The sequence below is a fragment of the Pseudoclavibacter soli DSM 23366 genome (assembly GCF_000423505.1).
In the GTDB taxonomy this organism is placed as follows: Bacteria; Actinomycetota; Actinomycetes; order Actinomycetales; family Microbacteriaceae; genus Pseudoclavibacter_A; species Pseudoclavibacter_A soli.
Map to the genome: position 1 here is coordinate 259,472 of NZ_KE384027.1, position 17,191 is coordinate 276,662.

Annotated in this window: 21 protein-coding genes; 17 read left to right on the plus strand and 4 right to left on the minus strand. The window is 64.6% G+C overall.

What is annotated here, in order from left to right; genetic code table 11:
- The first annotated feature begins 13 nt into the window (after positions 1–13).
- Genes G557_RS12680 through G557_RS0108740 form a run of 4 tightly spaced genes read left to right on the plus strand, consistent with a single transcriptional unit; the run spans position 14 to position 3,256 of the window.
- Positions 14–535: an Lrp/AsnC family transcriptional regulator gene (locus G557_RS12680; RefSeq protein ID WP_084627104.1), complete on the plus strand. Its 522-nt coding sequence runs from the start codon at positions 14–16 to the stop codon at positions 533–535.
- Entirely contained in the window at positions 532–1,353 is an 822-nt protein-coding gene (locus G557_RS0108730; protein WP_028245731.1) for a serine hydrolase, read from the plus strand. The genes G557_RS12680 and G557_RS0108730 overlap by 4 nt, the downstream gene beginning before the upstream one ends.
- Positions 1,350–2,435, plus strand: a complete 1,086-nt coding sequence (locus G557_RS0108735; protein ID WP_028245732.1) for a C45 family autoproteolytic acyltransferase/hydrolase — start codon at positions 1,350–1,352, stop codon at positions 2,433–2,435. The genes G557_RS0108730 and G557_RS0108735 overlap by 4 nt, the downstream gene beginning before the upstream one ends.
- 23 nt (positions 2,436–2,458) lie before the next feature.
- Positions 2,459–3,256 carry a serine hydrolase gene (locus tag G557_RS0108740; protein ID WP_028245733.1) on the plus strand — a complete coding sequence of 266 codons (798 nt, stop codon included), beginning with the start codon at positions 2,459–2,461 and terminating at the stop codon, positions 3,254–3,256.
- A 1-nt stretch (position 3,257) separates the two neighbouring features.
- Here G557_RS0108740 and G557_RS0108745 read toward each other — a convergent pair whose 3' ends face one another.
- Complete coding sequence (locus G557_RS0108745; RefSeq protein ID WP_211220539.1) at positions 3,258–4,412, minus strand: pyridoxal phosphate-dependent aminotransferase; 1,155 nt, start codon at positions 4,410–4,412, stop codon at positions 3,258–3,260.
- 139 nt (positions 4,413–4,551) lie between these two features.
- Entirely contained in the window at positions 4,552–5,013 is a 462-nt protein-coding gene (locus tag G557_RS0108750; protein WP_028245735.1) for an Lrp/AsnC family transcriptional regulator, read from the minus strand.
- 210 nt (positions 5,014–5,223) lie between these two features.
- Between G557_RS0108750 and rpsF the strand changes: the two genes are divergently transcribed.
- The 12 genes from rpsF to G557_RS14170 all read left to right on the plus strand — a co-directional run bounded on the left by rpsF (position 5,224) and on the right by G557_RS14170 (position 13,875).
- Positions 5,224–5,553: a 30S ribosomal protein S6 gene (rpsF, locus tag G557_RS12685; RefSeq protein ID WP_051224936.1), complete on the plus strand. Its 330-nt coding sequence runs from the start codon at positions 5,224–5,226 to the stop codon at positions 5,551–5,553.
- Positions 5,554–5,555: 2 nt separating this feature from the next.
- Positions 5,556–6,104, plus strand: a complete 549-nt coding sequence (locus G557_RS0108760) for a single-stranded DNA-binding protein (RefSeq protein WP_028245736.1) — start codon at positions 5,556–5,558, stop codon at positions 6,102–6,104.
- A 135-nt stretch (positions 6,105–6,239) separates the two neighbouring features.
- The gene (gene rpsR, locus G557_RS0108765; RefSeq protein ID WP_028245737.1) at positions 6,240–6,503 is read left to right on the plus strand and encodes a 30S ribosomal protein S18; all 264 of its coding nucleotides are present in this window, start codon (positions 6,240–6,242) and stop codon (positions 6,501–6,503) included.
- A 28-nt stretch (positions 6,504–6,531) separates the two neighbouring features.
- Complete coding sequence (gene rplI / locus G557_RS0108770) at positions 6,532–6,984, plus strand: 50S ribosomal protein L9 (RefSeq protein WP_028245738.1); 453 nt, start codon at positions 6,532–6,534, stop codon at positions 6,982–6,984.
- A gap of 182 nt (positions 6,985–7,166) precedes the next feature.
- Positions 7,167–7,616 (plus strand): Rid family hydrolase, encoded by a 450-nt coding sequence (locus G557_RS12690; RefSeq protein ID WP_084627105.1) that lies wholly within the window; start codon positions 7,167–7,169, stop codon positions 7,614–7,616.
- Positions 7,617–8,060: 444 nt separating this feature from the next.
- Positions 8,061–9,407, plus strand: a complete 1,347-nt coding sequence (gene dnaB / locus G557_RS0108780; protein ID WP_051225016.1) for a replicative DNA helicase — start codon at positions 8,061–8,063, stop codon at positions 9,405–9,407.
- Positions 9,408–9,616: 209 nt separating this feature from the next.
- The gene (locus G557_RS12695) at positions 9,617–9,967 is read left to right on the plus strand and encodes a type II toxin-antitoxin system RelE/ParE family toxin (RefSeq protein WP_036961989.1); all 351 of its coding nucleotides are present in this window, start codon (positions 9,617–9,619) and stop codon (positions 9,965–9,967) included.
- Positions 9,964–10,272, plus strand: a complete 309-nt coding sequence (locus tag G557_RS0108790; protein WP_245542789.1) for a helix-turn-helix domain-containing protein — start codon at positions 9,964–9,966, stop codon at positions 10,270–10,272. Before G557_RS12695 ends, G557_RS0108790 begins: the two co-directional genes overlap by 4 nt.
- A gap of 163 nt (positions 10,273–10,435) precedes the next feature.
- Positions 10,436–11,020 (plus strand): DUF308 domain-containing protein, encoded by a 585-nt coding sequence (locus tag G557_RS0108795; RefSeq protein WP_028245741.1) that lies wholly within the window; start codon positions 10,436–10,438, stop codon positions 11,018–11,020.
- A 2-nt stretch (positions 11,021–11,022) separates the two neighbouring features.
- Positions 11,023–11,370, plus strand: a complete 348-nt coding sequence (locus G557_RS14250) for a hypothetical protein (RefSeq protein ID WP_051224937.1) — start codon at positions 11,023–11,025, stop codon at positions 11,368–11,370.
- Between the two features lie 109 nt (positions 11,371–11,479).
- Positions 11,480–12,946 carry an aspartate ammonia-lyase gene (locus G557_RS0108805; RefSeq protein WP_028245742.1) on the plus strand — a complete coding sequence of 489 codons (1,467 nt, stop codon included), beginning with the start codon at positions 11,480–11,482 and terminating at the stop codon, positions 12,944–12,946.
- Positions 12,943–13,875, plus strand: a complete 933-nt coding sequence (locus G557_RS14170) for a LysR family transcriptional regulator (RefSeq protein WP_028245743.1) — start codon at positions 12,943–12,945, stop codon at positions 13,873–13,875. Before G557_RS0108805 ends, G557_RS14170 begins: the two co-directional genes overlap by 4 nt.
- Here G557_RS14170 and solA read toward each other — a convergent pair.
- Positions 13,847–14,989 carry an N-methyl-L-tryptophan oxidase gene (gene solA / locus G557_RS0108815; protein WP_028245744.1) on the minus strand — a complete coding sequence of 381 codons (1,143 nt, stop codon included), beginning with the start codon at positions 14,987–14,989 and terminating at the stop codon, positions 13,847–13,849. The two genes, G557_RS14170 and solA, sit on opposite strands and share 29 nt — an antisense overlap.
- Before the next feature lie 284 nt (positions 14,990–15,273).
- On the opposite strand from solA, the gene G557_RS0108820 reads away from it, so the two are divergent.
- Complete coding sequence (locus G557_RS0108820; protein ID WP_028245745.1) at positions 15,274–15,954, plus strand: SDR family NAD(P)-dependent oxidoreductase; 681 nt, start codon at positions 15,274–15,276, stop codon at positions 15,952–15,954.
- Positions 15,955–16,031: 77 nt separating this feature from the next.
- Here G557_RS0108820 and G557_RS12705 read toward each other — a convergent pair whose 3' ends face one another.
- Positions 16,032–17,126: an extracellular solute-binding protein gene (locus G557_RS12705; RefSeq protein ID WP_051224939.1), complete on the minus strand. Its 1,095-nt coding sequence runs from the start codon at positions 17,124–17,126 to the stop codon at positions 16,032–16,034.
- Positions 17,127–17,191: the final 65 nt, after the last annotated feature.

Consider the following 17,191-nt stretch of genomic DNA (forward strand, 5'->3'; position numbering starts at 1 on the left):
ATGGAGGTGACGCATGGCAGACAGTGCTTGTGATGAGATCGATCGGGTGATCGTCGATCAGTTGGCCGAAGACGGTCGGGCGAAGCTCGCCGCGCTCGCCGAGGCCACCGGCCTGTCGACCTCTGCCGTGCAGTTGCGCCTGCGGCGTCTCGAGAGCTCGGGCGTCATCGCCGGATACCACGCCCGCGTCGACTACGACCTGGTCGACCGCGCGCTCACCGCCTTGATCGAAATCACCCCGGTCGATCCCGCGCAACCCGATGACGCCCCGGATCGCCTGCTGAGCGTGCCGGGAATCGTCTCGTGCTACTCGGTGGCCGGCGATGCCAGCTACGTGCTCTTTGTGCGGGTGTCGGGGCCAACGGCTCTTGAGCAGCTGATCACCGACGTGCGTGCCTCGGCCCGGGTGACAACGCGCACCACGGTGGTGTTGAGCACCCCGTTCGAACACCGCCACGAACCCTTGGCCGGCGCCAGGGCTTCGCTGGGCGTCGACACCGCAGTCGCTGCACTGCAGGAGAGGAAAGCACAGTGACCATCGAGATTCCCGCGCTGCACCCCCGAGTCACCTGGTCGGTGCGCGTCGCTGATGCGCGCAGCGGCGACGTGCTGGCCGAGCACAATCCGAACACCCAATGCGAGACCGCCAGCATCGGCAAGATCTTCCTGCTCATCGAGGTGGCCCGGCGCCTGGCCGAAGGCTCGCTGACCCCCGACCAGACGATTGAGATTCCCGAAGAGCTGCGGGTGGCCGACTCCGGCCTGCTGTATCGCATGCGCAACCAGCACATCTCGGTGTACGACGCCGCGCTGCTGGTGGGCGCAGTCAGCGACAACTTGGCCACCAATGCGCTGATCGCGCTCTGTGGCCTGAGCCAGGTGCGTTCGGTTGCGATGACCCTGGGCTATGCGAACACCTCCCTGCATGACTACATCAGAAACGAGCGCACCCCAGACCTGCCCTGGACCCCGTCATTCGGCACCGCGGCTGAACTCTCTGATGTGATCGCGCGTTTGAGTCGAGGCGAGATCGTGTCACCGGAGGTCAGCGCGCAGGTGTTGGAGTGGCTTGCTGCCGATGTCGACACTTCGATGGTCGCAGACAGCCTGCTGCTCGATCCGCTTGCCCATGTCGAGCCCGAGTACGAGCACATGGTGCTGCGGCACAAGACCGGCAGCACAGACTTCGCCCGTATCGATGTCGGTGTGGTCTCTGGGCCCGTGGCCAGTGTCGCCTACGCCGTCGCGGCCAACTGGAAAGATCAGCCAGACGATCTTCGCGCCCCCGTGCTGCAGGCCATGCACGCGATCGGCGAGCAGATCAGGCGCCACGTCACCGGCCAGCCGGTATGAGCGCCTCGGTCGAGTTTCTCGAGCCGGTCTCCGGGCTGCCGTGGACGGTCATCCGCGGTGCGCGTGAGCCGGTATTTCGCGCGCTCGGAGAGCTGCATGCCGAACAGATCGCGGGCATTCGAGCCCGAGCGGGGCAGCAGTGGAGCGAGCTGATGACGCGAGTGCAGCATCCATTGTGGGCCGATCGACTGAGCCGGGTCATCGAACGCACGACGCACCAGTTGCCGATCGAGGCACAAGAGCTGTCGTGGATGGCCGTGGGAGCCGGGCTGCCGGAACTCGATCTGTGGGTGTACAACCTGCGCGGCGATCTCGGTCGCGACGGCATCGGGTGCTCCGACGTGTGCCTGGCCACGCCGCATCGGCTGCTCATGGGGCATAACGAGGACGGCGATGCCGCACTGGCTGGCGATATTCGCCTGATTACTCTCGACATCGACGGCGACCCCAGCTGCACGGTGATCTGGTACCCCGGCATGCTGCCGGCCAACTCGTTTGTGGCGACGTCGGCCGGCCTCGCCTTCGGCCTTGATCATGTGCCGGTGGTCACGCCCGACCTCGACGGGTGCGGGCGTCATTTTGTGGCTCGCCACGCACAGCGGCAGCCAGATGGCGAGGCGGCGCGCGCTGCGGTCGCCGGTTTTTCGTGCGCCGGTGGCTTTTCTTTTGACATTGCGGATGGCCCAGGCCGTCGCGCTGACATCGTCGAGAACGCTGCGGGTCGAGTGCGCGGCGTCTGTGCGCCGCCCGACGAGGTGCTGTGTCACACCAATCACCTGCGGCTGGTCGACGGAACCGAACCGGGACTGCGGGTGGCCGACGATGACGAATGGATGCTCGAGAGCCGCGCCCGCCGGCTTGCGCTGACTGCCGCGGTGGGCGAAGTCGGGGCTGATGACGCTGCCTCGGTGCGTGCAGCGCTGCGCGCGCCGGGCGTGCTCAACCGCCGGGAGGATCTCTGGACGCTGGCGACGGCGGTGGTCGATCTGCTGGCCGACACGATCACGGTGCAGGCGCGCGGCGACGCCTGGACGGGCAGCTTTGCCGCCTTCGCGCGAGGCGAGCGAGCGCAGACCGAATGAACCTGCGCGACGAAGGGAACGATATGCAATTGCACGATGATGAGACGATGCGCTGGTCGGCAAAAGTGGTCGACATCGACAGCACGGAAGTGCTCTTCGAACATCATGCCGACCGCTCACTCGACACTGCGAGCATCGGCAAGGTCTTTCTGCTGCACACTGTGCTCGACCAAGTCGATCGCGGTGAGCGCAGTCTCGAAGAACAGGTGACCCGGCGCCCCGCAGAATGGATGGACAACTCGGGGCTGTGGTACCTGCTGCAGGCCGACACGCTGAGCATCTACGACATCTGCGCACTGATCGGTGCTGTCAGCGACAACGCTGCGACGAACACGCTGTGCCGAGTGATCGGACTCGACGTGGTGCAACAGCACACGGCAGAGCTGGGCTATCGAGAGTCAGGGCTCGATGACATCGTGCGCTGGCCTCCGCAACCCGGGCATCCGAAGACCCTGTCGCACGGCTCGGCGCGTGAGCTGGTGCGGTTCGTGTCAGACCTGGCACAGGGGCGCACCCTCAGCCAGGCGAGCACCGAGGTGTTCACAAGATGGCTGAGCGCGAGCATGGACTGCTCGATGGTGGCGAGTGCGTTCGACCTCGACCCGTTGGCTCACGCCCTCTACGATCCTGATGTCTGGCTGTGGAACAAGACCGGCACCATCAGCTGCGCACGCGCAGACATCGGCGTGGCCATGACGCGTGATCGGCGGGTGGCCTACGCCGTGCTGGCCAACTGGCAACGCGGTGACGACCGCCGCGGCGAGGCGCTGGCCGCGATGCGCGGCATCGGGCAGGGCATTCGCCAGCACTTGGTGGGGTGAGTCAGGCCAAGTGGTCGGCGAATTCGACCATGCGGCGCATGCCCTCGGCGATCTCGGCGGCATCGCCGGCGTATGACAGTCGCACGAAGCCGTCTCCGGCGGCGCCGAAGGTTTCGCCGGGCACGACGGCCACATGGTGTGTCTGCAGCAGGCGATCGCTGAACGCAGCCGAGCTCAGGCCGGTGTCGCGTACGTCGACGAACGCATAGAACGCTCCCGCGGGGGTGATCGTGCGCAATGAGCGCGACCCGGCCAGCGCATCCAGCACAATCTGGCGTTTGTGGCGATAGTCGGCGCGCATGCGACGCACGTCAGCGTCGAGTTCTCTCAGCGCTGCGGCACCGGCGAACTGCGCTGGGCTGTTGATCGACGAATGGATCAGCTCGGCGATCTTCGCGGTCTCTTCGACGATCGACGCCGGCGCGAGCAGGTAGCCGATGCGCCACCCGGTCATCGCATAGGTCTTCGAGAGGCTGTCGACGATGATGGTGCGGTCTTGCATGCCCGGCACGGCAGCGATGGTGGGGGCGGCAGCCTCGTCATGGATGTCGTCGTGATAGACGAACGCGTGGTAGACCTCGTCGGAGATGACCCAGATGCCGTGGCGTCGGCAGACCTCGGCGATGCGTTCCAGCTCGCGAGCGTCGGTGACCGCGCCGGTCGGATTCGACGGGGAGTTGACCAGCAGCACCTTGGTGCGCTCGCTGATCGCCTGCTCGACGATCTCAGCGGTGATGCGCATGCCGTCTTCGGGGCGCAGCGGGGCGTAGACCGGTACGGCTCCGCACAGGTGCACCTGCGCGTCGTACGAGGTGAAGTGTGGGGAGGGAATGACAACCTCGTCGCCGGGGTTCAGCAGCACGCGAAGCGCGAGATACAGGCCGAGCGTGGCACCGGGAACTGCCTGGATTTCGGTCTGCGGGTCGTACGTCAGATGCTTCACCCGTTGGGTGTAATCGGCGACCGCCTGCCGAAACACCTCGACGCCCAGCACATCGGTGTAATGCGTGTCGCCGCGATCGATGGCGGCGACTGCGGCACGGGCGGCCGAGGCGGGCACTGACTCTGACGGCTCACCGACGGCGAAGGAGATCACATCGGGCAGGCGCCCGGCAGCGTCGAAGACATCGCGGATGCCCGATCGGGGCGTGGTCAACGCGCTTTCCGACAGACCGACGAGAGACATATGCACACCAACCTTCACGTGAAAAAAGGAGAATATGCAGATTATATGCGATGCAACCGGAGAATATCCGTCATAATTGCGAAAAAGGCTGTAAAAATCTGGTGAACTGTTAGTCGGCGGGGTGATCTACCGGCGAGATCGCCGCGCGGTGCTCGAAATAGGTGCGCAGCACGACCTTGGTGCGGGTGTTCACATTTGCGATGGTGCGAATCTCATGCAGCGCGTCTTCAAGGTCGCTGGGCGCCGCGACGCGGGTGAGCAGCAGGTAGCTTGCCTCGCCGGCAATCGAGTAACAAGCCTCGACGCAGGGCACCTGCAGCAGCTTTTCTGGTGCATCGTCGGGGGCGGCCGGGTCGAGCGGGGTGATCTCGATGAAGGCGGTCAGGGCCAGCCCCAGTGCCTCGTAGTCGACGTCAGCGCGATAGCCCCGAATCGCACCGGAGCGCTCCAGTCGCTGCACGCGCGACTGCACGGCTGAGGTGGAGAGACCGGAGATCTCAGAGAGCCTGGAGAGTGTGGCACGACCATCTGCGGCGAGGGCGGCGACGATTCCCCTATCGATTGCATCCATAGTCAGATTCTACGGGGGAGTGGCGCCGTCGTCGTGGTGTGGTCGACGTTGCCGATGCGCGGTCGGCATTCCGTTCTCTGCCACGCTGGTGCTAAGATTGGCCAGTCTGTGTCTGCCTGCATCCGTATGCCGGCTGACCAGCACATGAGATAACCCTCCTGCTGCAGAAGAGTTCTGCGGCCGCGTCAGTCCGAAGGAGGTGGGTGATTCATGTCTCAGAACAAGTATGAGCTGGCCGTGATCCTCGACCCATCAGTCGATGATCGTCAGGTTGCTCCCACGCTCGAGAAGTTCCTCGCCGTGGTTCCTAAAGAGGGCGGCACCGTCGACAACGTCGACATCTGGGGCCGTCGTCAGTTCGCATACCCCATCAAGAAGAAGACCGAGGGCGTCTACGCCTTCGTGCAGATCACTTCGACCCCCGACACCATCAACGAGGTCGATCGTCTGCTGCGTCTGTCCGACTCCGTGCTGCGCACCAAGGTGCTGCGCGCAGAAGACGCACACGTCGTGCTGCGTCAGCCCCGCAAGGCGAGCTGACCATGGCCGGCGAGACCGTCATCACTGTCGTCGGCAACCTGACCGCCGACCCCGAGCTGCGTTACACCGCGAAAGGCGATGCCGTGGCGTCGTTCACCATCGCATCGACGCCCCGGTCGTTTGACCGCGCATCGGGCGAGTGGAAGGACGGCGAAGCGCTGTTCCTTCGCGCGAGTGTGTGGCGTGACTTCGCCGAGCACGTCTCGAAGAGCCTGACCAAAGGCACCCGGGTGATTGCCCAGGGGCGCCTGCGCCAGCGCTCCTACGAGACTCGCGAGGGAGAGAAGCGCACCAGCTACGAGATCGAGATCGATGAGATCGGTCCGTCGCTGCGCTACGCCACGGCTCAGATCGAGCGTACTGCGCGCTCGGGCGGCCAGGGCGGCGGCTTCCGTCAGGGCCAGGCGCCGCAGGGCGGCTACGGCCAGGGCGGCCAGGCAGTGCAGGGCGGTGCTCAGGCACCGGCTCAGTCAGCCTGGGGAGAGCCCGTCTCGGGCAGCGGCGACGGGTGGAACACCCCGGGCGCCAACCTCGACGACATCCCGTTCTAAGCAGCTGCAGACGGCACCTCGGTGCCGTGCGGGCCAGACCCGCGCCAGGGCGAGACCAACCGTTTCGTCCGAGACCGACGGTGGAGCGCATCCACTGTCGCTGATGAGTGTGAATACCGAACAAAGGAATCAACAATGGCTGGAAAGGGAGCAGCGCGCGCCAAAGCGGCACGCAACGCCAAACTCAACCAGAAGGTCGTGCCGACCAAGGTCATCCGCGTCGACGTCGTCGACTACAAAGACGTCAACACCCTGCGCAAGTTCGTCTCGGAGCGCGGGAAGATCCGTTCACGCCGCATCACCGGTGTGAGCGTCCAGGAGCAGCGCCTGATCGCGCGTGCCGTCAAGAATGCCCGCGAGCTCGCCCTGCTGCCGTACGCCGGCGCAGGCCGGCACTGAGCCCGCACGAGCGAGAGGAACTTCAGAAATGTCGAAACTCATCCTGACCCAGGAAGTCGATGGTCTCGGCGCAGCCGGTGACGTCGTCGACGTCAAGAACGGCTTCGCCCGCAACTACCTCGTGCCCCAGGGCTTCGCGGTGGCATGGAGCGCCAACGGCCAGAAGCAGGTCGAGCAGCTGCGCGCCGCACGTGCCGCTCGCGAGCTGGCCACCATCGAGGAGGCTCGCGATCTCAAGCTGCGGCTGGAGAACGTGCGCGTGCGCCTCGAGGCGAAGGCGGGCCGCGAGGGCCGTCTGTTCGGTGCGGTGAAGCCCGCCGACATCGCCGAGGCCGTGGCTGCCGCTGGCATCGGCCAGATCGACCGCAAGCGCATCGTGATCGCCGACCCGATCAAGGTCACCGGCGACCACAAGGCGCTGCTCAAGGTGCACCCCGACGTCGTCGCCGAGATCACCCTGCAGGTGATCGCCGCGAAGTAGTCGTCGCAGTGTCGCCGCGAACGTGTGGCGATACCGACCACAAGGGCCGTTCCTCCCGAGTTATTCGGGCGGGGCGGCCCTTTCGCATGCGTGCCCTGGCAGTCGCAGCGCGGGTAACGCCCCCGAAATGCGCTCCGTCTAGATTGAGCGAACAGCTATTCGACACAGAGAAATGACGGCAGATGACAGGGATTAAGCGATTCAAGACGGGCAGCAAATATGAGGAGCGCAACAGCTACTCGCGCGCAGTGCGTGTGGGGCAGTGGGTGTTGATGGCCAACACTGCAGGCCGCGATCAGCGCACGGGTGTGCTCTCGACCGACCCGGTGGAGCAGGCGCGAACTGCGGTCGCCAATGTCGAGCACGGTCTGGTCGGCGCCGGTAGCTCGCTGAACGAAGTGGTGCGTCTGATCGCACGCATTCCGAACCCGGCGAATGTGCGCCCGGTGATGGATGCGGTGGGCGCAGCCTTTCGCGGAATCGACCCGGCGATGACGATCGTCTGCACGCCGCTGGCCTCACTCGATTATGCGGTGGAGCTTGAAGCGACAGCCTTCCACGGCGCGGAGTCGGACGAGCACGCCATGATCGCCCCGCAGACGCCTGTCGCCGGTGGTGTTGAGAACGAGTGAATCGCGGGAGCACAAGACTGTGGACAACTTGGGCGTGTCTGTGGATAACTCTCGACTAGCGAACCGAAGTGCGCTTGTCAACTGGGGATAAACCTTCAACTAAAGGTTCAGGTGAACTTGGCCGGATGATCTTTCCACAACCGAAAAGCCCGGAATTTCGGGGCAAAAAGTGGGTTGTGCACAGTGTTGCCGAGTTATCCCCAAGTTGTCCACAGGGTTGTGCACTGGTCTGGGGAAAAATCCCCAGCGTTTTCCCCAGGAAACTTTTTCGCTTGTGGATAACTTGGTATTCCACGAGGTCGGGGAGCACCTAAAGTAGGGCGGGGTCAGGAGTGTCGGCGGGTGCTGGCAGGATGGCCACACTGGGGCGATCAGCTGAGAGGAGTGCGCATGACGATCACCGATTATTCGAGCGATCGACGCGACGACTCTGCATCCGGCGTCATGGGCGGCATCGACCGCACGCCGCCGCATGATCTGCTCAGCGAGCAGTCGGTGCTCGGTGGCATGCTGCTCAACAAAGACGCGGTAGCCACGGCGCTTGAAGAGGTCAAGGGCACCGACTTCTATCAGCCCAAACACGAGGTCATCTTCGACGCACTGTTCGACCTCTACTCAAAGGGCGAGCCCACCGACGTGATTGCGGTCACCGACGAGCTCACCAAGAGCGGCCAGCTCGCCCGAGCCGGCGGCATCGAATACCTGCACACGCTCACAGCGGTCGTGCCCACGGCGGCGAACGCCGGGTATTACGCGCGCATCGTGCGAGAGAAGTCGCTGCTGCGCCGACTGGTCGAGGTCGGCACGCACGTTGCCCAGCTCGGCTACAACGCCGAGGGCGAGGTCGAAGACCTGGTCAACGAGGCCCAGGCCGAGATCTTCGGAGTCAACGACAAAGATCAGTCTGAAGACGTCAAGCCGCTGTCGTCAGCGGTGGCTGCGGCCATCGCCGAGATCGAGTCGGCCAAGGGGCGCGACGGCTCCATGACCGGTGTGCCCACCGGGTTCACCGAGCTCGACAAACTCACCAACGGTCTGCACCCCGGGCAGCTGATCATCGTGGCCGCCCGACCAGGCCTCGGAAAGTCAACGCTGGCGCTCGACTTTGCCCGCTCGGCGGCGATCGCCAACGACATGCCAGCTGCGTTCTTCTCGCTCGAGATGGGCCAGACCGAGATCGCCATGCGTCTGCTGTCAGCCGAAGCTGGCATCGAGCTGCAGAAACTGCGCAAAGGCATGCTCGACGGACACGACTGGACCACCATCGCATCCACCCACGGTCGCATCAACGACGCGCCGCTGTATCTTGACGATTCGCCCAACCTGACGTTGGTCGAGATTCGTGCGAAGTGTCGCCGGCTCAAACAGCAGGTGGGCCTCAAGCTCGTGGTCATCGACTACCTGCAGCTGATGACCAGCGGCAAGAAGGTCGAGAGCCGTCAACAGGAGGTCTCGGAGTTCTCACGTGCGCTCAAGCTGCTCTCGAAAGAGCTGCAGGTGCCGATCGTCGCGCTGTCGCAGCTGAACCGTGGCCCCGAGCAGCGTCAAGACAAGCGCCCGGCGCTCAGCGACTTGCGCGAGTCGGGGTCGATCGAGCAGGATGCCGACATGGTGATTCTGCTGCATCGGGAGTCGAGCTATGAGCCGGGGGCGATTTCGGGGCTGGGCGAGGCTGAGATGATCGTGGCCAAGCACCGTAACGGGCCCACGGCCAACCTGCGCGTGGCCTTCCAAGGGCACCTGTCGCGTTTCGCCAACATGGCCTACAGCCACGAAGAAGAGCCAGTCTAGGTGTCTGCGCGCTCGCTGCGCCGCGTGAGTCTCTTGAATGCCGGGGCGCGGGTGTGCTGACGGCTTCTGGTCGTGGAAGTGTCGGATGTCCCAGGCGCCCTCGCCTCGAAGTCCATCTCGCATTCGTTGCACTTTGAGAAGGCTCCGCGGATGGTCTAGTGGTGTAAACCCCTTGGGTTATATAACTCAGGGGTTGTATACTGGTGGCGATGTGGAGCGTTGATGTCGAGTTCGTCGCGGAGTGGTTGGCTTCCTTAGATGAGGTGTCCTACGAACAGGTCGTCGCTGCGCTGGAGATTCTAGCGGAGCGTGGTCCCCAGCTGGGGCGGCCTCTGGTAGACACCGTGTCGGGCTCGCGGCACAGGAATATGAAGGAGTTGCGCCCTGGGTCCGGTGGACACTCAGAGCTAAGGATGTTGTTTGCGTTCGATCCTGAACGGAGGGCGATCTTGTTGGTCGCAGGTGACAAGAGGGGCAACTGGAAGAAGTGGTACACGAAGAGTATTGCGGTGGCCGACGATCGCTTCGATAGTCATCTTGAGCAGCTAAGGAGGAGATGATGGCCAAGACTCTTGACGATTTATTGAAGGAGCGTCCGGTGGATCGCGCCCGGGTGGACGCACACAAGAAGCGGATGCTAGAAGAAGTACGCGCATACCGTCTCCGTGAGTTGCGTGAGGCATCGGATCTCACCCAGGTGGAGGTGGCCGACCTGCTTCGGGTGAGCCAGAATCGAATCTCTCGGATCGAACACGGCGATATTGAGCGCGCCCAGGTCGACACGCTCCGCCGCTACGTTGAAGCGGTCGGCGGAAACCTCCGCGTCGAGGTCGAACTCGGCGACGAGCGCATCCAGATTGCCTAACCAGTGAGGTGTCGCGAACGGTGGGTAACGCTGGGGTGAGGTGGTGTTTCGTGACACGTGTGTGGGGTGTGGCGCGCTTCTGGTGGTGCCTGCGGGGTACGGATGCGGGTGCGCTTCGAAGGTGAGAACGAACAGCGCAGACTCGACTAGACTGAAGAGAACTATGGAGACTTCACAGGATGCCCCGCGCTCACGGGCTCAGGCCGCGTGGGGCTGGGTGCTCGCCCGCGGTGTGCTCGCCGCAGTGGTGGCGGCGGTCATCTCGCTGAACACCGATCACACGCAGCAGTTCACCGCCACATGGTTCGCGCTGTGGGCGCTGGCCACGGGCGTGGTCATCGGGGGCTTCGCATTCGCTGGCATCGTCGAGACTCTCGATCGTTTCTACGGGTCGACGCTGGCAGTGCTGACGGTCGCCGCGGGCGGCATCGCGCTCTTTTGGAGCCAGATCACCGACACCCCCGTCGGCATGCTCATCGGCATCTGGGCGCTGATCGCGGGCGTGATTGAACTGCTCGCCGGGCTTCGTCTCGAAGCTGGCAGCGACACCCGCTCTGACCAGCTGATCTCCGGCGCACTCGGCGTGCTGTTCGGCATCGCCCAACTGGGCGCCGGCGACACTACGTGGTCGGCGGGCCTGTTCGGCCTCTACACCGCACTGCTCGGCGTGCATCTGATCATCGCTGCCATCACGCTGCGGTCAGCTCATCGAGCCGCGCTGCGCCCGGCACACGATCGGCAGGCATAAGCATGAGCGACCGTTCCCCCAACTCGGAGCCCTCGTTGAAGGCTCGTGTCAAACCTCTCGAGATCGTTGTGCTTTCGGCCATCGTCAGCGTCTTCGCCGGCGTCGTCGTGATGCTGGGCACTCGCGCCTGGGTCACGGCGCTGATCGCCTTCGGCATCGCGTTCATCGCTGTGCTCGTGGTGTTCGCCACACTGGCGCTGACAGTCAAGCCCGACGATGACGAGATCGCCGAGATTGCGGCGGAGCATGCACAGCTGCAGCAACAGCGTGAGGCTGCGGCGCAGGCCGGCGAGGCCGCCGCACCCGAGCATCCTGCCGACGAAGGCCCGCTGCCCGGCGCGCACTCGTGATCTGCGCGTGAACAGGCGGTAACACGCCCGTCACACTGTCTCTTTAGGCTGGAGTCAAGCCGCCACTGACGGCGGTCGTGCGAACCCAGATCCCACGAGGAGAACCCGCATGAGAGACCTCAGCGCCACAGCATCCGCAGTACTCAACAGCCCGCCGGTACGGCACGAAACCGACCTGCTCGGCAGTCTTGCCATCGACAATTCGCACTACTACGGCATTCATACTCAGCGGGCCATCGACAACTTTCCGATCACTCACAAAACCGTTGGCACTTACCCCGACTTCGTGAACGCGCTTGCTGTGCTCAAGCAGGCGGCGGCCACCGTCAACTCGCGACTCGGGCTGATCACGCCCGGCACGGCGCAGGCGATCATCGCAGCGTGCGAACGCATTCGCGGTGGCGAGCTGCACGAGCAGTTTGCCGTCGGCACGATTCAGGGCGGGGCCGGCACCTCGACCAACATGAATGCCAACGAAGTCATCGCCAACGCGGCGCTTGAGCACTTGGGCGAGCCCAAGGGCCACTACTCGGTGGTCGACCCGCACAACGACGTCAACTGCTCGCAGTCGACCAATGACGTGTATCCCAGTGCCATCAAGATCGCTCTGCTGCTGATGCTCGACGAGCTGAGCTCGGCGATTCAGTACGTGGGCGATGCCTTCGCCGTCAAAGAGACCGAGTTCGCCGACGTGCTCAAGCTCGGGCGCACGCAGCTGCAAGACGCGGTGCCCATGACACTGGGGCAGGAGTTCGGCACGTATGCCACCATGATGCGCGAAGACATCAAGGTGCTCGACGCCGCTCGTGATCTGCTCAAAGAGCTGAACATCGGCGGCACGGCCATCGGCACCGGCATCAACACCCCACCGGCCTACGCGCAGGCGATGATCGACGAGATCAACCGCATCACCGGGCTCGGGGTGCAGGGCGCTGGCAACCTCGTCGAGGCCACCCAAGACGTGGGCGGGTTTGTGCAGCTGTCTGGCGTGCTCAAGCGCATCGCGGTGAAGACCTCGAAGATCTGCAACGACCTGCGGCTGCTGTCGAGCGGCCCGCGCTCGGGGCTGGGCGAGATCAATCTGCCGCCAGTGCAGGCAGGCTCGTCGATCATGCCGGGCAAGGTCAACCCGGTGATTCCCGAGATGGTCAACCAGGTGGCCTTCGAGATCATCGGTCACGATGTGACGATCTCACTGGCCGCCGAGTCGGGGCAGCTGCAGCTGAACGCATTCGAGCCGATCATCGCGCACACCCTCTTCGAAGAGATCCGGCACCTGGCTCGGGCACTGCGAGTGCTGGCCGATCGCTGCGTGCTGGGCATCACCGCCAACGTCGACCACCTGCGTGAGCAGGTCTGGAACTCGGTGTCGATCGTGACCGCGCTGTCGCCCGTGCTGGGTTACCACACGGCCACCCGCGTGGCGCAGGATGCACTGGCACAGGGGCGCAGCATCCCTGATATCGTGCGCGAAGAGCAGCTGATGAGCGACGCGCAGCTCGAGATCGCGCTGCAGCCCGAACATCTCATTCACCCGTGGATTCCGGTGTCTGCCACGGACGACGCGAACAAGTGAGCCAAGAGCGCGAGATCGAGGCGTTCATCGCGGTCGCCGACCAGCTCAGCTTTACCCGCGCCGCCGAAGCGCTGGGGCTGTCGCAGTCGGCGGTGAGCCAGGCAGTGGCCAAGCTTGAAGCGCGTCTGGGGGTCACGCTGTTGGTGCGCGAGCGTGGGCGCATTCGGCTGTCGGATGCCGGGCGCGCGCTCCAGCCTGAGGCCCGGCGGTTCGTCGCGGCAGGCGATGCCCTGCGCGAAGTGGCTCATGGGTTTCGCCATCTTGACGAGGCGTCGGTGCGGCGACCGCTGCGGATCGGCGCCTCGACAACGGTGCTGTTCGGGCTGCTGCCCGACGTCATCGATGAGATTTCGGATGCCATGCCCCTCGTCTACCAGATGAGTCAGCTTGAGCAGGATCAGGCGTTTGAACGCGGAGATCTCGACATCGGCATTCGGCGCTCGTGGCAGCTGGAGGAGCGGCCAGGGCATCGACAGCTGTTCACCGAGCACCTCTACATCGCCTGTCGCCGGGGGCATCCCGGCGCAGTCGCCGGCGGCAGGCTGACCGATTTCGTCGACGAGCCGTTGCTCATGTTTCGCCGGGCAGCCGCTCCGGCTGCCCACGAGGCGATCATGGGCACGCTGCGACGGGCCGGGTTGAGCATTCCCTCGGTGCGCACCTACCGCGATGAGGCCGACTTCATCGGTTTGGTGGCATGCGGCGCAGGCTTCGGCATCGTGCCCTTCGGCATGACCCGGGTGCGACTGCCGCAGATCGTCTACATTCGCATCGAAGACGACCTAGCGGTCACCCCGGTGTCGTTGCGCTATAGCGCTGAGGTGCCCGAAGTGCGGCACGCGGCCGGCCAGCTGGCCACTGCGCTGCGTGCGGTGGTGCACAGCGGCCAGCCGAGATCGCTCAACGAGTCAGGTGCGCAGCGAGGCTGAACCGTTCGTCATAGAGATCGGGCGTCTCGCCCGCGACCAGTTGCGCGGCCAGCTCGCCGAACACGGGAGCGAACTTGAACCCATGCCCGCTGAGGCCGGCGAATGTGACGACCCGGCCATCCGCCGAACGATCGATGATCGGCACTTTGCCGTCGGTGAACCCGTCGTGATGCACGCTGTAGTGCACCGGCATCGGGTTCAGTGACGGGAAGAACGCCTGCGCCTTGCGCCCCAGATCGCTCAGGAACTCATCGGAGAGGGTGTGGTCGATGTCGGCGACCGAGCGCACCGGAGGCAGCACGCCCGACGGGCTGATCTTCACGCTGTACCCCTCAAGTGACGGCGCACCGAAGAAGTGCACGCCGTCGCGATCGCGGATGAACGTCGGAAAGGTGCCGGGCTGGAACGCCGTCAGATCTTCGGGCATGAACCAGGTCAGCAGCAGGGGTTTCACCTCGACGACCGAGCCGATGCGCGGGTCGAGTTCGCTGGCCCATGACCCTGTGGTCACCACCACCTGATCGGCGTGATAGACCCCCTGATCGGTGCGCACGGTGACTCCGTTCTCGTCGTGCTCGATGCTGAACACCCGGGTGTGGTCGTGCAGCTGAGCGCCGGCGGCACGGGCCAGCTGCAACCCGCTGAACACAGTGAGCTCGGGGCGCAGCCCGCCGCCGAGCCGATCGAGCACGCCGATCTCGTCATCGTGGATGCGCAGCTGCGGATAGCGAGCGCGCAGGTCGTCGGCGCTCAGACGTTCGTGATCGAGCCCATGTTCGTCAACGCTGGCGATCACGTTTGAGATCGACTCGTCTCCGTCGACGCCGATTGAGAGGGTGCCGACGTCGAGAAAGACGTCGCGCCCGGTGATCGCGTTGAGCTGCTGCCACAGCTCACGTGCGCGCAGCAGCAGGGGCACGTACATCGACCCCTCATGGTAGGCGGTGCGAAACAGTCGCGACTCGCCGGTGAACCCGCCGAACGGATGCACGAAACCATACTGCTCGAGCCCAATCACTCGTCGTCCGCTGGCTGCGATCTGCCACGCGGCCATCGATCCGATGGTGCCGAGCCCGATCACGATGACGTCGGCGTGTTCTCCTGATGTAGTCATTGCACATTCCTCCAAAGCCTGTTCGAGTGCAGCGATGAAGCCATGGTGGTCTGAGCCGCACGGCTCGGGCAACTTCGCCGCACAGCTGGGCTTATCGGGGCATAAGCGAAGTCGATGGCCAACGCTGCTCGCCCGCTGTGCGCAACCCGCTCGAAACACCCGCTGCCTACCATCAGTGCTGCAACAGAGGAGGATGCGCGCCCGACCGGGCGCCGACGCTTATGACACATTCGATAAATTGCCGCACATCTGAACACACCTCACCACGCGCTGAGCGAGTGGCCATGATCTCAGGCGCCACCCGAGGCATCGGACGGGCGATCGCCGCGGAGCTGCACCAGGCCGGCTGGGCGCTCTCGCTCGGCGTGCGTGACCCGAGCGCTCTGCCGTCTGAGCTCGTTGCTGACGAGCGGGTGCTGGTGAGCGATTATGATGCGGGTGATCAGGATGCTCCAGCGCGCTGGCATGCGGCCACGCGTGCGTGGGCGGGGCGGGTCGACGCCGTGGTGCACTGTGCCGGAGTGAACAGCCCGCAGCCATTGACCACGGTCACCGCGGAAGAGATGGAGCGAGTGTGGCGCATCAACACGCTCGCGCCGACACTGTTGGCACAGGAGGTGCTGCCGAGCCTGCGGCGTTCGGGCAGCGGGAGGCTGATGCTGTTGGCCTCGATGTCGGGCAAACGCATCCGCAACGACAAAGTGGCCTATGGCACCAGCAAGTTCGCCGTGGTGGGCCTCGCCCACACCGTGCGCGAGCAGGCCTGGGCCGACGGTGTGCGCGTGTGCGCGGTGTGCCCGAGCTTCGTGCGCACCGACATGACCGCCCAGGCGACCAAAGTCACGGCAGACGAAATGACCCAGCCGGCCACGCTCGCGCACCTGATGCGCACGGTGATCGAGCTGCCCAACACGGCATCCGTCGCCGAGCTGTTGGTCAACTGCCGCCTGGAGGACATGCTCTGAGTCTGGCCGCGCACACGACGAAGCGGGGCCGAGGAACAGCTCCCCGACCCCGCTGGGTCATGCCGTGCGATGTCGGCTCAGCTGAGCATCCATGAGTTGTAGCGCTCGGCGATGGCCTTGTAGTTCTCGGTCCACCAGTCGTCGTCGACCTTCACCTGGCCCTCCATGTAGCTGGTCGGCCGGTTCGGGTTGGCCTCGAGCTCAGGCGATTCAAGCGCCTCGGTGGTGGTGGGGCCGAACACGATGTGGTTGGCCCATTGCACCTGCTTCTCTGGGTCGGTGATGCAGTTGATGAACTTCTGCGCGAGCTCGGCGTTGGGCGCGCCCTTCGGAATCACCCAGTAGTCGTCGGTCTGAATCCACTCGCTCTTCACCACCTCGAGCGGTGCCCCGTCGTTCTTGACCGCGTCATCGGCGCGGTTGACCCAGACGAGCCCGGCAACCGCCTCGCCGCTGGAGAGCTTGGACTGCGAATCGGCGCCGGTCTCCCAGAAGACCAGGTCGTCTTTGATCGTGTCGAGTTTGGCGAAGGCGCGGTCGAGAGTCTCGTCGAGCGGCATCGAGTAGATCTCGTCTTTGGGCACGCCGTCGGCGATCAACGCGGCCTCGATCAACCCGGCGAACAGGCTCTTCGGCACGGCGCGCTTGCCGGGGTATGTGGTGGTGTCGAAGAAGTCGGCGAAGCTGTCGAAGCCGGTGGGGAACAGGTCGGAGTTGTACGCGACCGCAGTGGCCTGCACGTCAGAGCCCACGCGGTAGTCCTGGGCGTAGTCGCCTGAGAACCGGTCACGATCGACCACGCTGTAGTCGATCGCCTCGAGCTCGTCGGGGCTCGAACCGAAGTCGTTCTGCACATTCATCAGATCCCAAGGCACGTTGCCCGATTCGATCGCGGTGCGGATCTTGGAGTAATCGATGGGGTTGTCGACCTCGACCGTGACACCGAGCTCTTCGGCACAGGGCTCATAGAGATAGGTGTTGTTGGTTGGGGTGTACCCGGTGCCAGTGGTGGCGCTCCAGTCATAGATGGTGATGGTGTTCTCGTCGGCGGTGCTGCCGGTGCAACCGGTCAGTGCGAGCACGCTGGAAGCGGCTGCCACCGAGGCCAGGCCCTTGGTGATGCGTGAGCGACGGAGTGAGCGACGGCTCGAAGTGTGGGGTTTCGCAGTCATATGACTCTGCTTTCTGTTTCGACAACGGGAAGGGTGCGCCAGCGAGCAGTTTCCGCTCGCTTCTC

Bases quoted from the DNA above. Each gene is read 5' to 3' on its own strand.
- G557_RS0108820 (WP_028245745.1), top strand. From the start codon at position 15,274: ATGATCTCAGGCGCCACCCGAGGCATCGGACGGGCGATCGCCGCGGAG.
- rplI (WP_028245738.1), top strand. From the start codon at position 6,532: ATGTCGAAACTCATCCTGACCCAGGAAGTCGATGGTCTCGGCGCAGCC.
- G557_RS0108795 (WP_028245741.1), top strand. From the start codon at position 10,436: ATGGAGACTTCACAGGATGCCCCGCGCTCACGGGCTCAGGCCGCGTGG.
- G557_RS0108805 (WP_028245742.1), top strand. From the start codon at position 11,480: ATGAGAGACCTCAGCGCCACAGCATCCGCAGTACTCAACAGCCCGCCG.
- G557_RS0108740 (WP_028245733.1), top strand. From the start codon at position 2,459: ATGCAATTGCACGATGATGAGACGATGCGCTGGTCGGCAAAAGTGGTC.
- G557_RS12680 (WP_084627104.1), top strand. From the start codon at position 14: ATGGCAGACAGTGCTTGTGATGAGATCGATCGGGTGATCGTCGATCAG.
- solA (WP_028245744.1), bottom strand. From the start codon at position 14,989: ATGACTACATCAGGAGAACACGCCGACGTCATCGTGATCGGGCTCGGC.
- G557_RS0108760 (WP_028245736.1), top strand. From the start codon at position 5,556: ATGGCCGGCGAGACCGTCATCACTGTCGTCGGCAACCTGACCGCCGAC.
- G557_RS12695 (WP_036961989.1), top strand. From the start codon at position 9,617: ATGTGGAGCGTTGATGTCGAGTTCGTCGCGGAGTGGTTGGCTTCCTTA.
- dnaB (WP_051225016.1), top strand. From the start codon at position 8,061: ATGGGCGGCATCGACCGCACGCCGCCGCATGATCTGCTCAGCGAGCAG.
- G557_RS12690 (WP_084627105.1), top strand. From the start codon at position 7,167: ATGACAGGGATTAAGCGATTCAAGACGGGCAGCAAATATGAGGAGCGC.
- G557_RS0108750 (WP_028245735.1), bottom strand. From the start codon at position 5,013: ATGGATGCAATCGATAGGGGAATCGTCGCCGCCCTCGCCGCAGATGGT.
- rpsF (WP_051224936.1), top strand. From the start codon at position 5,224: ATGTCTCAGAACAAGTATGAGCTGGCCGTGATCCTCGACCCATCAGTC.
- G557_RS0108735 (WP_028245732.1), top strand. From the start codon at position 1,350: ATGAGCGCCTCGGTCGAGTTTCTCGAGCCGGTCTCCGGGCTGCCGTGG.
- G557_RS12705 (WP_051224939.1), bottom strand. From the start codon at position 17,126: ATGACTGCGAAACCCCACACTTCGAGCCGTCGCTCACTCCGTCGCTCA.
- G557_RS0108790 (WP_245542789.1), top strand. From the start codon at position 9,964: ATGATGGCCAAGACTCTTGACGATTTATTGAAGGAGCGTCCGGTGGAT.
- rpsR (WP_028245737.1), top strand. From the start codon at position 6,240: ATGGCTGGAAAGGGAGCAGCGCGCGCCAAAGCGGCACGCAACGCCAAA.
- G557_RS14250 (WP_051224937.1), top strand. From the start codon at position 11,023: ATGAGCGACCGTTCCCCCAACTCGGAGCCCTCGTTGAAGGCTCGTGTC.